General features: G+C 72.4%; 14 protein-coding genes. 8 read left to right on the top strand and 6 right to left on the bottom strand.

Features of this window, described 5'->3' with window-relative positions; translation table 11 throughout:
* Positions 1 to 47 precede the first annotated feature (47 nt).
* A complete protein-coding gene (locus tag GPA02_RS08670; RefSeq protein WP_156199530.1) occupies positions 48 to 632 on the top strand; it encodes a DinB family protein in 585 nt (194 codons plus the stop codon).
* The gene (locus GPA02_RS08665) at positions 629 to 1090 is read left to right on the top strand and encodes a VOC family protein (protein ID WP_156199529.1); all 462 of its coding nucleotides are present in this window, start codon (positions 629 to 631) and stop codon (positions 1088 to 1090) included. The genes GPA02_RS08670 and GPA02_RS08665 overlap by 4 nt, the downstream gene beginning before the upstream one ends.
* 5 nt (positions 1091 to 1095) lie before the next feature.
* Here GPA02_RS08665 and GPA02_RS08660 read toward each other — a convergent pair whose 3' ends face one another.
* Together GPA02_RS08660 and GPA02_RS08655 are read right to left on the bottom strand one after the other, a co-directional pair.
* Positions 1096 to 1842 carry a glycerophosphodiester phosphodiesterase gene (locus GPA02_RS08660; RefSeq protein WP_156199528.1) on the bottom strand — a complete coding sequence of 249 codons (747 nt, stop codon included), beginning with the start codon at positions 1840 to 1842 and terminating at the stop codon, positions 1096 to 1098.
* 84 nt (positions 1843 to 1926) lie between these two features.
* Positions 1927 to 2472, bottom strand: a complete 546-nt coding sequence (locus GPA02_RS08655) for a GNAT family N-acetyltransferase (RefSeq protein WP_204986544.1) — start codon at positions 2470 to 2472, stop codon at positions 1927 to 1929.
* Between the two features lie 69 nt (positions 2473 to 2541).
* Between GPA02_RS08655 and GPA02_RS08650 the strand changes: the two genes are divergently transcribed.
* Positions 2542 to 3012: an aminoacyl-tRNA deacylase gene (locus GPA02_RS08650; RefSeq protein WP_240133957.1), complete on the top strand. Its 471-nt coding sequence runs from the start codon at positions 2542 to 2544 to the stop codon at positions 3010 to 3012.
* Positions 3013 to 3015: 3 nt separating this feature from the next.
* Here GPA02_RS08650 and GPA02_RS08645 read toward each other — a convergent pair whose 3' ends face one another.
* From GPA02_RS08645 to GPA02_RS08630, 4 genes are all read right to left on the bottom strand, one after another.
* The gene (locus GPA02_RS08645; protein ID WP_156199527.1) at positions 3016 to 3840 is read right to left on the bottom strand and encodes a carbohydrate ABC transporter permease; all 825 of its coding nucleotides are present in this window, start codon (positions 3838 to 3840) and stop codon (positions 3016 to 3018) included.
* Complete coding sequence (locus tag GPA02_RS08640) at positions 3837 to 4688, bottom strand: carbohydrate ABC transporter permease (protein ID WP_338027518.1); 852 nt, start codon at positions 4686 to 4688, stop codon at positions 3837 to 3839. The genes GPA02_RS08645 and GPA02_RS08640 overlap by 4 nt, the downstream gene beginning before the upstream one ends.
* A gap of 101 nt (positions 4689 to 4789) precedes the next feature.
* Entirely contained in the window at positions 4790 to 6139 is a 1350-nt protein-coding gene (locus tag GPA02_RS08635) for an ABC transporter substrate-binding protein (protein WP_156199525.1), read from the bottom strand.
* A 123-nt stretch (positions 6140 to 6262) separates the two neighbouring features.
* Positions 6263 to 7045 (bottom strand): LacI family DNA-binding transcriptional regulator, encoded by a 783-nt coding sequence (locus tag GPA02_RS08630; protein ID WP_162457735.1) that lies wholly within the window; start codon positions 7043 to 7045, stop codon positions 6263 to 6265.
* Between the two features lie 145 nt (positions 7046 to 7190).
* Here GPA02_RS08630 and GPA02_RS08625 point away from each other — a divergent pair, with 145 nt between their 5' ends.
* The 5 genes from GPA02_RS08625 to GPA02_RS08605 all read left to right on the top strand — a co-directional run bounded on the left by GPA02_RS08625 (position 7191) and on the right by GPA02_RS08605 (position 14279).
* Positions 7191 to 8393: an ROK family protein gene (locus GPA02_RS08625; RefSeq protein WP_162457734.1), complete on the top strand. Its 1203-nt coding sequence runs from the start codon at positions 7191 to 7193 to the stop codon at positions 8391 to 8393.
* 138 nt (positions 8394 to 8531) lie between these two features.
* On the top strand, positions 8532 to 10967 hold the full coding sequence (locus GPA02_RS08620; RefSeq protein WP_240133956.1) for a glycoside hydrolase family 2 protein: 2436 nt from the start codon (positions 8532 to 8534) through the stop codon (positions 10965 to 10967).
* Positions 10968 to 11000: 33 nt separating this feature from the next.
* The gene (locus GPA02_RS08615) at positions 11001 to 12074 is read left to right on the top strand and encodes a DNA polymerase IV (RefSeq protein ID WP_156199522.1); all 1074 of its coding nucleotides are present in this window, start codon (positions 11001 to 11003) and stop codon (positions 12072 to 12074) included.
* A complete protein-coding gene (locus GPA02_RS08610) occupies positions 12071 to 12976 on the top strand; it encodes a serine hydrolase domain-containing protein (protein WP_156199521.1) in 906 nt (301 codons plus the stop codon). Before GPA02_RS08615 ends, GPA02_RS08610 begins: the two co-directional genes overlap by 4 nt.
* A 124-nt stretch (positions 12977 to 13100) precedes the next feature.
* On the top strand, positions 13101 to 14279 hold the full coding sequence (locus tag GPA02_RS08605; protein ID WP_156199520.1) for an ROK family transcriptional regulator: 1179 nt from the start codon (positions 13101 to 13103) through the stop codon (positions 14277 to 14279).
* Positions 14280 to 14578: the final 299 nt, after the last annotated feature.

Here is a 14578-nt window from a genome sequence, read left to right as displayed (position 1 = left end):
CCGATCCCGGAACGTCACTGTCCGCAATAGCGAGCACGATGCCACCCATGACGGAACCGACCGGGTGGAACGCCCTGCTCCGCGACCAGATCGAGTGGCACTGGGAGCACCACGTGCGCCCCCGGTTCGCGGGGCTGACCGACGAGGAGTACCTCTGGGAGCCTGCACCGGGCTCGTGGTCGGTGCGGCCGCGGGGCACCGGTGCGGCGCCGATGCAGCTCGGCGCGGGCGAGATGACCTGGGACGTCGAGATCCCCGAGCCGGAGCCGGCCCCGGTGACGACGATCGCCTGGCGGCTCGGCCACGTGATCGTCGGGGTGCTCGGCATGCGCAACGCGTCGCACTTCGGGCGCGACCCGGTGACCGAGCGGACCCACACCTACGCCGCCACCGCTGCCGAGGCGCTCGCGCAGCTGGAGGCGGAGTACGCGACGTGGGTCGCCGGGGTGACCGCGCTCGGCGACGATGGTCTGCAGCGACCCTGCGGGCCGGCCGAAGGACCGTTCGCCGAGTACCCGATGTCCGCCCTGGTGCTGCACATCCACCGCGAGCTCATCCACCACCTGTCCGAGGTCTGCCTGCTGCGCGACCTCTACCAGCACACCCACGCGACCACGGGAGCATCCGCATGAGCAGGACCGTCCAGATCACCTTCGACGCCCACGACCCGCGCGGCCTGTCCGCGTTCTGGCAGCAGGTGCTCGGCTACCTGCACCCCGCCCCGCCGGGCGTCGAGCTCGAGCCCGGCGTCGACGGCCAGGCGGCATGGGACGAGTTCGTCGAGCGCTCCGGCCTGCCCGAGGAGCAGCGCAACTCGGCCTCCGCGCTCGAGGACCCCGACGGCGTCGGGCCCCGGCTGTTCTTCCAGCAGGTCCCCGAGGACAAGGTCGCGAAGAACCGCGTGCACCTCGACGTCCGGGCCGCGCCCGGTCTCGAGGGGGACGAGCGGATGGCGGCCCTGGAGGCCGAGTGCGAGCGGCTGGTCGCACTCGGCGCCACCCGGCTGCGCCGCCACGAGCCCGAGCCACCCATGAGCGGCGGGTTCATCGTCATGGCCGACCCCGAGGGGAACGAGTTCTGCCTCGACTGAGGTGCCTACCGGCCCCGGCCGCTGAGCCAACCGGCGAGGCGGTCGGGTCGGTCGGTGACGATGCCGTCGACACCGGCATCGAGAGCCAGCGCCCACTCCTCGGGGTGGTTGAGCGTCCAGGGGATGACGGTGTGACCCGCGCGCTGCAGCGTGCCGAGCAGCTCCGGGTCCTCGAGCAGCCGCCGCCCGTTGGGGTTGCATCCGCTCACGTCCAGCTCGGCGAGCAGCCCCAGCAGGTCGGCGGGCACCTCGTCGATCAGCAGCTCGCGGCGCAGCTGCGGGGCGACGTCGCGGGCGGTGGCCATGGTGGTCAGCGAGAAGCTCTCCACGATCAGGCGACCCTCGAGGAAGGGCTGCGAGACGCCGTCGAGCACTCGGGAGAGCGGCTCGGTGGGCCAGTCCCCCTTGATCTCGAGCACGAGCCCGATCTCGGGATGCGTGCGGAGGAACTCGATCACGTCGGCCAGCAGCGGCACCCGCTCGCCGGCGTAGACGGGGGAGAACCAGGAGCCGGCATCGAGGGCCGCGACCTCGGCCGCGGTGTGCTCGGCGACGCGGCCCGTGCCGGTGGTGGTCTCGTCGAGGGTGCTGTTGTGGATGACGGCGGCCTCGCCGTCGGAGGTGACCTGGATGTCGAGCTCGAAGTAGTCGGCGCCGGCGCGCCAGGCCGCCTCGAACGCGGCCATCGTGTTCTGCGGGGCGATGGCGGAGTTGCCGCGGTGCGCGACGATCACGGGTCTGCGCTCGGTCATGCCTGCGACTCTAGCGACGCGAGGGGACAGCGCGGACAGGGCAAGCTCATCGCCGCCGGCGGAGGCGGTGGCACAGCCGGGGGGCTACTCGAGCGCGTCGAAGGCGGCCTGCACGGCGGCCGGGTAGACGATCGTGCCGGGGAGCCGGCGGTACGCGCTGAGCGGCCGCAGCTGGCCTGCGGCCGGTGGAGCCCAGTCGGGTAGCGGCAGGCTGACGCCGTGCGCGCGGGCGTCCTCGAAACCGAGCCGGCCGTAGTACGCCGGTGACCCCTCGAGGACGACGAATGGCTCGCCGTCGGCGTCGACGGCCGCGACGGCGGCGTGCACCAGCGCAGCGCCGATGCCTTCACGTTGCCGCTCAGGGGCGACGGCGAGCGGGCTGAGGTTCGGGACCTCGAGGACGGAACCGTCCGGGCGCTCGAGGAACGCCGTGCCGACCATGACGTGCCCGACGACCGCGCCGCCGTCGAGTGCCACGAGACACCAGCCCGGCCGATGGTGCGACGTGGCGCGCAGGGCGGCGGGGAGCTCGCCGTGCTCCTCGCGGTCGAACGCGGCGGCGTTGACGGCGGCGATCGCCGCCACCTCAGCAGGGTCGGAAGGGTTCTCGGCGCGGATCGCGATGCTCACCTGCGTCAGTGTTCCGGTCACGATGCAGGTGAGCACGATCAATATGTGCCGGCTCGTATGCTCGTGCAGGTGAGTGAGCCCGATGGCCTGGTCCGTGTCCGCGCCGATGCGCAGGCGCGCGACATCCCCATCGAGGTCAAGGAGCGGCCCTACGCGAACAGCCTCGAGGAGGCCGCGGCGATCCTGGGGATCCGCCCGGCCGACATCGCGAAGTCGATCGTGATGCGTGCGGGCAGCGATCGGTACGTGTTCGCGATCGTGCCGGGCGATGCCTCGGTCTCGTTCGCCAAGCTCCGCGCGCTGCTCGGGGTGAACAAGCTGAAGTTCCCGTCGGCGCAGGAGGCGCTCGACGCCGTCGGGCACGAGCGGGGCACCATCACCCCGCTGGGGAGCCTGCACGAGTACCCCACCTACGTGGACGCCTCGCTGGCCGGCCGCCGGGTCTCGATGGGCAGCGGCGCGCACGGGTACAGCGTGTGGGTCGAGGTCGACGACCTCGTACGCGGCCTCGGTGCCACGCTCGCGGACATCGCCGGCTGACGGTTACTTCGTCGCCCCCGACGTGAACCCGTTGTAGACGTACCGCTGCAGCGCCAGGAACAGCACGAGGATCGGGATGATCGTGATCACGACCCCCGCCGAGATCACCTCCCACTGCGCGCCGAACGGGCCCTTGAACGCGAACAGCGAGGTCGAGATCGGGCGCAGGTCCGGGTTCGTGATGTACAGGAACGGGATGTAGAACTCGTTGTAGATCGCGATGCCCTTGATGATGATCACGGTCGCGATCGCCGGCTTCAGGTTCGGCAGGATCACCTGCAGGAAGATCCGCAGGTGACCGGCGCCGTCGATCTTGGCCGCCTCGTCGAGCGAGCGCGGGATGCTGCGCATGAACTGCACGAAGATGTAGATCGAGATGATGTCGGTCCCCATGAAGAGCACGATCAAGGCAGCCTGACTGTTGTACAGACCCAGCGCCTTCACCACCTGGAACGTGGCCACCTGCGTCGTCACCCCGGGGACGAGCGTCGCGAGCAGGAACAGCGCGAGCGTCACCCTGCGGCCGGCGAACGTGAAGCGGTCGATCGCGTACGCCGCGGCCGCGCCGATGAGGATGGTGCCGGTGATCGCCGCCACCAGGATGATCGCCGTGTTGGCGAACCCCAGCAGCATCCCGCCGCGCGTGAACGCCGTCGCGTAGTTCGACAGGTTCAGCCAGTTCTCCGGTGCGTCGAACGGCCCCGTGCTGAGGAACTCCTGGTTGGTCTTGAAGGATCCCGTGATGATCAGCGCCACCGGCAGCAGCATCATCACGGACGCCACCACGAGCGAGGCGTACTTCACGACGGCGACCGCTGCCCGTCTCATGTCAGGTCCACCCTCTCCTCGGGCACCAGCCGCCGTTGGATCCACGTGACGACGAGCACGATCGCCAGCAGCACCACCGCCATCGCCGAGGCGAGCCCGACCTTGTTGTTCTCGAACGCCATCTTGATCGTGCGGATCACGAAGGTCTCGGAGCCGTTGCCGCCGTTGGTCATGATGTACGGCACCTCGAAGACCGACAGCGAGCCCGAGATCGCGAGGATGAAGCTCAGCCCGACGATCGGCTTGATCGCGGGCAGGATCAGGTGACGGAACTGGTGCCAGCGGTTCGCGCCGTCGAGCTCGGCGGCCTCGTAGATCTCGCCGGGGACCGAGGCGATCGCACCGAGGAACATGACGAAGTTCAGGCCCATGTAGCGCCACACGCTCACGGCCGCGAGCGTGTAGTTGATGACCTCCGGGTCGCCGGTCCACTGCCGGATCACGCTCTCGAGGCCGACCGCGAGCAGCGCGCTGTCGAGTCCGCCTCCCGGTCTGATGAAGTTGAGGAAGATCAGCCCGATCGCCACCCCGTTGATGAGGTACGGGAAGAACAGGATGCCCTTCCAGAGGTTCTTCAGCCGGACCCGGAAGCTGAGGATCGTCGCGAAGTACAGCGCCAGCGCCATCTGCACGAAGGAGGCGCCCAGGTAGTACAGCGAGACGACGAAGACGCGCAGGTTGTCCGGCTCGGTGAAGACGTCGACGTAGTTGGCCAGCCCCACGAAGTTCTTCACCCGGTCCAGGCCGTCCCAGTCGGTGACCGAGTAGAAGAACATGTTCGCCACCGGCACGTAGGTGAAGGTCACGAGCAGCACGATCGGTGCCAGCACGAACAGGTACGGGACCACCCGGTCGCGACCACGCCGCGCCGTGACCCGCCTGCCCGGTTGCCGGGCGGACGGGTCGACGGCTCGGCCGGGCGCTCGCCGCGCCGGCGTCATCAGCGCCATCAGCCCCCGCTGACGGCCTGGATCGCCTCGCTCCAGGCGGCGTTGAGGTCGTCGAAGACCTGCTGCTTGGTCCGGGCGCCCGAGCGGGCGTCGTCGACGATCTTCATCCGGTAGTCCGGCGAGGTCGTCAGGATGCCCGACTCGGTGTCGATGTCGCTGAACAGGGACTCCTGGCCCTCGGGGGCTGGAGCCATCTCGACCAGCTCGACCTGGTCGATGAACGCCTGGAGCGACTCGGGCACCGGCCCGTCGACCAGCGGTGACAGCCCGATCTGGGACTCGGAGAAGCCCGACTCGTGGTTGAACCAGTCGATCCATGCGCGGGCGGCGCACTTGTTGCTCGAGTGGACGTTGATGGCGAGGTTGTAGTCGCCACCCGCGACGGCGTGGAAGGTGCCGTCGACCTGCGCCGGGAACGGCATGTAGCCGATGATGTCGCGGGTCTCACCCGCGGCCTCGGCGGCATCCTGCATCTGCGGGATGGCCCACGAGCCGAGCATCATGACGCCGATCTGACCGGTGGCGAGCATCTGCTTGGACTGCTCCCAGTTCGTCGTCGTCGGGTCGGCCTCGGTCAGGCCCTGCGCGACGACGTCGTAAAGGAGGCCGTCGATGACCTCCATGTCACCGCCGCCCGACCAGGGCGCCTCGTCGGTCGTCATGCCGTTGGTGTACTCGGGGTCGCCCGAGACGCCGCCCGCGTAGGACTGCCAGGCCGTCAGCGGCCAGCCGTCCTTGTAGTTCGTGTAGAGCGGCGCGATGTCCGGGTGCGCGGCCTTGACCGCCTCGAGGTCGCTGAGGAACTCCTCGGGCGTCGTCGCGAAGTCGGTCACCCCGGCGCTCTCGAAGACCTCGACGTTGTAGACGGCGCCCATCACGTTGCCCACCACGGGGATCCCGTAGGACAAGCCCTCGAAGGACTCCGGCTCGACCCAGCGGTACTGCGTCTGCATCTCGGACAGCTCGCCCAGCGGTTCGAAGAACTGCGAGAGCTGGTCGGGGGCCACCGATCCCGGGATCGCGAGCACGTCGCCGTAGTCGTCGGTGCTCATCCGGGTCTTCACCTCGCCCTCGTAGTCGGTGATGCCCTGGATGTCGACGTCGCCGATCTCCGGGTACGCCTCCTTGAAGGTGGCGACGTAGTCGTCGAAGGTGCCGTCCTCGACGAGGTCGGTGCGCCACGTCAGCACGGTCAGGTCACCGGCGGGTCCGCACGTCTCCGGGTCCATGTCCTGCGCACCGGACTCGCCGCCCTCACCGGCGCTGCCGCCCCCGCACGCTGCCAGGCCCAGCATCGCGGCCGTCGCGGCCACCACGACGGCGGTCCTCGTGGTCCGAGTCAAGAGCATCGTTGTCTCCTCACGTCTTGGCCGGGCGTTCATTGACCGGCTGGCGAGTAACTTAGAGCGCTTAAGTAAGCCTGTCAACGGGCACGGCGAAACTGCGGGCGGTGCCGCCGGTGCGCTTCCTGGTCAGCGCGGTGCGGGACCGGTGCTGCGGCGGGTGATCACCTGGGCGTCGGCGTCGTGCACCAGGTGCACCAGATCCCCCGCGGCTGCAGCGAGCAGCGCCCGGGCCGTCAGCCCGCCGAGTTCGTGCACGTCGCGGCTGATCACCGACAGCGGCGGGTCCGCCAGGCGCGAGACCGACGAGTCGTCCCACGCGAGCACCGACAGGTCGCCCGGCACCGCGAGTCCGGCGTCACGCGCGGCGCGCAGCCCACCGATCGCCATCTCGTCGTTGTCGTAGACGATCGCCGTCGGGCGGTCCGGCCGGGCGAGCATGCCGGCGGTGGCGCGGTAGCCGCGCTCCTCGGTGTAGTCGCCCTCGAGGGTCTCGCTCGACGCGCCACGCGCGGCCAGCTCCTCGGCGAAGGCCAGATCGCGCTGGCGCGTGTGCCGCAGCCGGCTCGGGCCGGAGACGCGCCCCAGCCGCCGGTGGCCGAGGCCGGTCAGGTGCGCGACGCCGAGCCGCATGGCGGCCGCGTTGTCGACGAGGACGGCGGAGGTCGCCTCGTCGTCGCACCCACCCAGAGCGACGGCGGGCATCCCGAGCTCCCGGCACAGGGTGGGGCGCGGGTCGTCCTCGACCAGATCCGCGATGACCACGCCCCCGACCAGGCCTGCCTCGGCCCAGCGTCGCAGCGCGACGCGCTCCTCCTCGGGGGAGCCGACGATCAGCAGCTCGATGGCAGCGCCAGCGGCCTGCAGCACCGGGTCCATGCCGTCCAGCAGGCCCGAGAAGAACACATCCATCCCTCGATGGCCGGGCGCGCGGAGCACCGCCATGCCGAACCGCACGGGGGGTGTGGGCGCCGGTAGGGTCGCCGATGACGCCTGGCCGCGACTGCTCACCTCGGCAGTATGGCCCACGGCGCCCGATGGTGAGCGAGGAGAGCGCGTGCGCACAGCAGCGGCAACGAGCAGGGGTCTCGTCCTCGACGTCGTGCGACAGCGCCGGGCCGTCTCCCGGGTCGAGCTGGCCGAGATCACCGGGCTCACGCAGGCCACGATCTCCACGGTCGTCCGAGGGCTTCTCGACGACGGCCTGCTCGTCGAGTCCGGCGAGCGCGAGTTCACCGGTGGCAAGCCTCGCGTCAAGCTCGTGCTCAACCCGCGTGCGCGCTGCGCCGTGGGAGTCCAGCTCGGCGCGGACTGGATCATCCTCGCCGTGGTCGACGCGGCCGGCGCGATCGTCGCGCGGACCCGCGTCCGCGGCGCCCGGGACGAGGCGCCGGAGGTCGTGGTGGCGAGCATCGCGCGCGACGTCGAGCACCTGCTCGCCGTGGCCGGGCTGCCGCGGGAGGTCGTCGTCGGGCTCGGCCTCGCCCTGCCGGGCGTCGTCGATCTCGAGCACGGGTCGATCCTGTCCTCGACCTCGTTGCCGCGGTGGGAGGGCTTCGGGGTGCGTGACGCGCTGGCGGATGCCGCGGGTCTGGACGTCGAGGTCGAGACCAACTCGGCAGCCGCGGCGATCGGGGAGTTCTGGGCCAGCGGTGACGGGGACTCCAAGGCGCACTGCACGTTGTACATGGGGGTAGGCATCGGTGCGGGGATCGTGCTGGCCGGGAGCCTCTACCGCGGCGCGAGCGGCAACGCGGGGGCCTTGGGCCCGGTCGGCCTCGGTGTCGGTCGTGCGGCGCAGACCGGTCTCGACGACCTCGCCGGCCCCGCCGCCGTGGCGGCCAACGCCCGCGCGGCGCTGGCGCGGGGACGCACGTCCTCGGTCGTGCTTCCCGAGCCCGCGGACCCGTTCACCGACTTCGCCGCCGTCGCCACGGCCGCCGTGCTCGGGGACCCGCTCGCCACGTCGCTGATCGAGGAGTCCGCCGAGCACATCGCCGACGCGGTGCTCATGCTCGCCAACGTCCTCGACCTCGACTCGGTCGTGCTGGCAGGCCCGTCGTTCGCGGTCGCGGGCTCGATCTATCTCGCCGCCGTGCGGCACCGCCTCGCGACCTCGTTCCACGCGCGCGGCAGGCACGGCGTCGACGTCCGGCTCTCGGCCCAGATCTCCGACGCCGCCGCGGTGGGCAGCGCTGCGCTCGTGCTCCAGCTGGAGCTCGCGCCGCGGCATCTGGGTGTGGTCTCCGAGCTGGCCTAACCCGGCGGGGACTTGACTAACTTAGGCAGCCGATGAAAGTGTGTGCGGCGCCTGACCCCCACACCGCCGTGCAGAAGGACGACCGTGACGAGCATCAGCCTTGATGGACCGTGGACGTTGCGGGTCGTCGACGGAGACGTGCCTGACCAGCTCCGGGGCGCCGACATCGCCGCCGCGGTACCCGGTTGCGTCCACCTCGACCTGCACGCGGCGGGCCTGATCGCCCCGCCGCTCGACGGTGACAACGAGACCTCACAGCAGTGGATCGGGGCGACCACGTGGCGGTACCACCGCAGCTTCGACTGGCACCCGGGTGGCGACGACCGCCACGACCTGGTCGCGCACGGCCTCGACACGCTCGCGACCGTCGAGCTCAACGGTCACGTCGTCGCGGTCACGGAGAACCAGCACCGCAGCTACCGGTGGGACGTGGGGCACCTCCTCCGCGAGGGCCGCAACGAGATCGCCGTGACCTTCGCAGCGCCGGTCCCCGAGGCCGAGCGGCGCGAGCGGCAGCACGGCGGTCCGCTCCCGCACGTCAACCACCACCCGTACAACACCCTGCGCAAGACCGCCTCGAACTTCGGCTGGGACTGGGGACCCGACGTCGCGACCTCCGGGATCTGGCGCTCGATCGCGATCGAGGGCTGGAGCGGGGTACGGATCGCGCAGGTGCGACCGCTCGTCGACGTCGACGGCGCCGACGGCGTGCTGACCGCGCACGTCGAGCTGCAGCAGGACGGGCTCGCCCGCGACCGTGAGGTCGAGGTCACCGTCTCGCGCGGCGGCGAGAGCTGGGCGGCCGGTGGCACCGTCCGCACCACGGGCGCGGTGCGCGTGCGGGTGCCCGACGTCGAGCGGTGGTGGCCGATCGGGCACGGCGAGCCGCACCGGTACGACGTCGTGGTCCGGGTGGCCGACCAGACCTGGACGCACAAGGTGGGGTTCCGCACCGTCGAGATCGACACGACGCCCGACGAGCACGGCACGCCCTTCGTGCTGCGGGTCAACGACCGCCCGATCCAGGTCCGCGGCGCCAACTGGATCCCGGACCACGCCTTCTTCCCCGCGATCGATGAGGCGAGGCTGAAGCGGAGGGTGCGCGACGCCGTCGAGGCCAACATGAACCTGCTGCGCGTGTGGGGTGGTGGCCTGTACGAGTCGGAGGACTTCTACGAGATCTGCTCCGAGCAGGGCGTGCTCGTGTGGCAGGACTTCCTGTTCGCGTGCGCTGCGTACGCCGAGGAGCCGTGGCTCGCCCGCGAGGTCGAGGCCGAGGCCCGCGAGCACGTCGCGCGGCTCAGCGCGCACGCCGCGCTCGTGCTGTGGTGCGGCAACAACGAGAACGTGTGGGGTTACGTCGAGTGGGGCTGGCGCGCCGAGCTGGCGGGCCGCACCTGGGGCGAGGGCTACTACGTCGACCTGCTGCCGCGGCTGGTCGCCGAGCTCGACCCCACCCGGCCCTACATCCCCGGCAGCCCCTTCTCGCCGTCGCCGTTGATGGCGCCCAACGACGAGGCCAACGGGACCGTGCACATCTGGGACGTGTGGAACCGCGAGGACTACACCCGCTACCGCGACTGGCGGCCGCGTTTCGTGGCCGAGTTCGGCTTCCAGGCCCCGCCCGCCTGGACCACGCTGCTCGACGCCGTCCACGACGAACCGCTCGACCCCTACGGCCACCAGCTGCTGGTGCACCAGAAGGCCGAGGAGGGCAACCTCAAGCTCGAGCGCGGCTACACCGGGCACTTCCCGCCCCCGCGCACCTTCGACGACTGGCACCTGACCACCCAGCTCAACCAGGCCCACGCGATCCGGTTCGGCGTCTCGCACTTCCGTGCGCTCGCGCCGCTCAACACCGGCACGGTGGTGTGGCAGCTCAACGACAACTGGCCCTCGGTCTCGTGGGCCGCGGTCGACCACGCCGAGCGCCGCAAGCCGCTGTGGTACGCGCTGCGCCAGGTCTACGCCGCCCGGTTCGCCACGCTGCAACCGACGGCCGACGGCGGGCTGGAGCTCGTGATCCTCAACGACACCGACGAGCCCACGGTCGGCGAGGCCGTGATCACCCGCCACGACTTCGCGGGTACCGCGCTCGCGCGGACCGTGGCCGAGGCCGTGGTGCCCGCACGCGGCGTCACCCGCGTCCGGGTTCCGGCCGACGTCGCCACGGCCGCCGATCCCGCCGCCGAGATCCTGCTCGCGGAGCTGCCCGGCTACGCACCAGTGGTGCACGACTACGCCGACGTGCTCGAGCAGCGCCTCGATCCCGACGCGATGACGGCGACGGCGGTCACGAGCGCGGACGGCGCGGTGATCACGGTGACCGCGGCCTCGTACGTGCGCGACGTCGTCGTGCTCGCCGACCGCGCGCACCCGGACGCGACCGTCGACGACTCGCTGATCAGCCTCCTGCCCGGTGAGAGCTTGCAGCTCGCCGTGGTGGCCGGCGGTCCGCTCGACCCGGAGGCCGTGCTGGCGCCGACCGTGCTCCGCTCCGCCAACCAGCTGCTCGGTGCGGCGGTGGGCCAGGTCGCAGCCCTCCCGGTCAGTCCGGGCGGCGCACGCCCCTGACCCCGCACCGCCGCCAGGACTAGCCTGGCGACCATGGCCGGCGAGGACGCGAAGGCGTGGTGGCTGTTCCACGTCGACCTCGACCAGTTCCTCGCTGCGGTCGAGATCCGGCGGCGCCCGGAACTGGCCGGCAAGGCGGTGGTGGTCGGCGGCGACGGGGACCCCACGCGCCCGCGCCAGGTTGTGGCCACCGCCACCTACGAGGCACGCGCGCTCGGCGTGCACAGCGGGATGCCGCTGCGTGCCGCGCTTCGCAAGGCGCCCGACGCCGTCTTCCTCCCGAGCGACCACCCCACCTACGAGGCCGCCTCGGCCGAGGTGATGGCCGTGCTCCGGTCCTTCGGCCACCCGGTCGAGGTGTGGGGCTGGGACGAGGCGTTCGTCGGCGCCGAGACCGACGACCCGCACACGCTGGCCGACGCGATCCGCGCCCGCGTGCGCGAGGAGACCGGCCTGACCTGCGCCGTCGGGATCGGCGACACCAAGGAGCGCGCCAAGATGGCGACATCGTTCGGCAAGCCGGGCGGGGTGTTCCGGCTCGACCGCGACACCTGGTGGCAGGTCATGGGCGAGCGCCCCGTCGCGGACCTGTGGGGGATCGGCACGAAGACCGCGGCGCGGCTCGCCGAGCACGGCATCGTCACCGTCGCCGACCTCGGTCACGCGGACGCCGACGCGCTCGCCGCCTGGTTCGGCCCCACGATCGGGCCGGGTCTGCGCCGGCTCGCGCGCGGCGGCGCCAGCCGCACCGTCACCACCGAGCCGTGGGTACGCAGGTCCGTCAGCAAGCAGGTCACCTACCCGACGGACCTCACCAGCCGCGAGGAGATCACGACGGCGGTGCTCGCCCTCCTCGACGACGTCCACGCGCTGCTGCTCGCCGAGGGCCGGGTGGCGACCCATGTCGCGGTGACGGTGCGGACGGCGTCGTTCTGGACCCGCACCCGCGCCGCGAAGCTGCCCGAGCCCACCACCGACCTCGCGGCGCTGCGCGAGCGTGCCGAGGTCGCGCTGGCCAGGTTCGAGATCGAGCGGCCGGTCCGTCTGCTCGGGGTCCGCCTCGACCTCGCGGAGCCGTCACCGGGGGCGGCTACCGTCGCGGGGTGACCACCGCGACCGACGTCCTCGACCGGATGGTGACCGCGATCGACGCCGAGCGCCTGGGCGCGTACGGGGTGCACGTGCTCGTGGGCGACGACGAGGCCCAGCACCGCTGGCGCAGCGACGACCGCGTCGACATCTACTCGGTGTCGAAGGGCGTGAGCGCGCTCGCGGCCGGAATCGCCGTCGACGACGGGCTGCTGTCGCTCGACACCCGCGTCGGCGACGTCCTCACGACGATGGACCTCGGCGACGGCGTCGAGCGCGTGACCCTGCGCCACCTGCTGACGATGACGAGCGGGATCGACTTCGCGTGGTTCGGCGACCACGGCGTCCGGTGGCCCGACCTCGCCCAGGAGATGCTGCGCCGCCCCAGCCGTGGCCCGGGCGAGCTGTTCCAGTACTCCGACGCCAGCACCTACGTGGCGATGCGGATGCTCGGGGCGCTCGTGGGCGACGTGCGGGACTGGCTGCTGCCGCGCCTGTTCGACCCGCTCGGCATCCACGACCCGCAGTGGCACCGGTGCCCGCTCGGCTGGATCATCGGTGGCACCGGTCTGCAGCTGCGCACCGCGGAGCTCGCGCGGATCGGACGCCTGCTGCGCGACCGCGGCGTCTGGAACGGCCGGCGCCTCGTCAGCGGCGGGTGGGTCGATGCCATGCACGCGGACTGGGTGCAGACCGACCCGAGCGGCCGCCCCGGCCGCTTCGCCCGCTACGGCCTCGCCACCTGGGCCGGACCCGGCGAGGGCTGGCGCCTCGACGGCCTCTACGGGCAGTACGTCTACGTCGACGACGCCCGCGACGCCGTCGTCACCATCACGGCGCACGAGGAGACCCACGACCACCGGCTCGTCGAGATAGCCGCCGAGGCCCTCGCCGTCCGAGCGCCCGACGCCTCGCGGTGACCTCGACGACGCCGCGCGCGCCTAGTTCCTGCCGGTCACGAGGTGCGGCACGAACGGGTAGCCACCGGCGGGCGCCGGGGCTCGCTGCGCGGGCGTGGACCACCCGGGCAACTACAGTGCTGGCGTGGCGGAGCGTCGTGGGAGCGAGGGCGTGCGCTCGGGCAACCTCGCGGCGGTGCTCCGGCTGGTGCACCTGCACGGACCGTCCTCGCGCGCGCGGCTGACCGCGCTGACCGGCCTCAACCGCTCGACCGTCGCCGCGCTCGCGGCCGAGCTGGTCGACCTCGGGCTCGTCGAGGAGCGCGCGCCCGAGGAGACCAACCGCGTCGGTCGGCCCTCGCCCGTGCTCGCCGCGCACCCCGGCGTGCTGGCCGTCGCGGTCAACCCCGAGGTCGACGCCGTCACGCTCGCCGCGGTCGGCCTCGGCGGCCAGGTCGTGGTGCGCGAGCGCGTCGAGACGAGCAGCCTCGTCACCCCGGCCGAGACGGCGGAGCTCACCCGGGCGGTCGTCGAGCGCTGGCAGGCCGGCCCGCTCGTCGAGACCCACCTGGTCGGCGTCGGGCTCGCGGTGCCGGGCCTCGTGCGTGCCTCGGACGGTCTGGTCCGGTACGCGCCGCACCTGGAGTGGCGCGACGCCCCGGTGCGCGCGCTCGTCGAGGAGGCCACCGGGCTGCCGGTCGCCGTCGGCAACGACGCGAGCCTGGGCGCGGTCGCCGAGCACCGGTTCGGGGCCGGCCGGGGCGTCGACGACCTCGTCTACCTCAACGGCGGCGCGAGCGGCATCGGCGGCGGTCTCGTCGTCGCCGGGCACCCGGTCGCGGGCGCGCACGGGTACGCGGGCGAGTTCGGGCAGAACCGGCCCGGCATCGCGGCCACAGCCGACCGCCGCGCCGGCCCGGAGACCGGCGCCGCGGTGCTCGAGGACGAGGTCAGCAGGGCCCGGCTGCTCGACGCCGTCGGGCTGCGCAGCGCCGACGAGCCCACGCTCGCCGAGGCGATCGCGACCGCCACCGACCCGGCGGTCCCCGCCGAGGTGGACCGGCAGCGGCGCGTGCTCGCGACCGCCCTCGCCAACGCGGTCAACGTGCTCGACCCGTCGGTCGTCGTGCTCGGCGGGTTCCTCGCGACGCTGGCCGCGCCCGCCCTCGCCGGCCTGCGCGACGCCGTCGCCGAGCAGGCGATGACCGGCGTCGCCGACGACCTCGAGCTCCGCGTCGCGGCGCTGGGGGAGGACCGCCTCATGATCGGGGCGGCCGAGGCCGCCTTCGCCGACCTGCTCGCCGACCCGCTGCGCCTGGCCTGACGCGCAGCAGGCCATGCGCGCAGCCCCGCCTCCTCGTCCCGGCCCGCCCCCTCGTCCCGGCCCGCGATCTCGTAGCCCGCTGCCGATCTCGTAGCGTGCACCGTACGAGCTCGGCACAGGTGTACGAGCTCGCCAGGTGGGGTCGCCGAGTGGTCGCCGCGCCTGGTGCCGGCGCCCCGCACGTAGGCGCCCGCGCCCAGGTGGCCGCACCCAGCGGCCCGCGCCAGGTGGCCGCACCCAGGTGGCCGTGCCGGGTGCCCGCGCCCGGGTGCCCGCGCCCGGGTGGCCGCGCCCGGGTG

The organism is Actinotalea caeni (assembly GCF_009733795.1).
GTDB classification, from domain to species: Bacteria; Actinomycetota; Actinomycetes; order Actinomycetales; family Beutenbergiaceae; genus Pseudactinotalea; species Pseudactinotalea caeni.
The sequence above is the reverse complement of the archived record's forward strand: the minus strand, read 5'-3'. Positions and strand labels throughout refer to the sequence as shown.

What these genes read in the sequence shown, in the direction of transcription:
- GPA02_RS08670 (WP_156199530.1), top strand. Translation starts at nt 48, where the DNA reads ATGACGGAACCGACCGGGTGGAACGCCCTGCTCCGCGACCAGATCGAG.
- GPA02_RS08665 (WP_156199529.1), top strand. Translation starts at nt 629, where the DNA reads ATGAGCAGGACCGTCCAGATCACCTTCGACGCCCACGACCCGCGCGGC.
- GPA02_RS08660 (WP_156199528.1), bottom strand. Translation starts at nt 1,842, where the DNA reads ATGACCGAGCGCAGACCCGTGATCGTCGCGCACCGCGGCAACTCCGCC.
- GPA02_RS08645 (WP_156199527.1), bottom strand. Translation starts at nt 3,840, where the DNA reads ATGAGACGGGCAGCGGTCGCCGTCGTGAAGTACGCCTCGCTCGTGGTG.
- GPA02_RS08635 (WP_156199525.1), bottom strand. Translation starts at nt 6,139, where the DNA reads ATGCTCTTGACTCGGACCACGAGGACCGCCGTCGTGGTGGCCGCGACG.
- GPA02_RS08630 (WP_162457735.1), bottom strand. Translation starts at nt 7,045, where the DNA reads ATGGATGTGTTCTTCTCGGGCCTGCTGGACGGCATGGACCCGGTGCTG.
- GPA02_RS08615 (WP_156199522.1), top strand. Translation starts at nt 11,001, where the DNA reads ATGGCCGGCGAGGACGCGAAGGCGTGGTGGCTGTTCCACGTCGACCTC.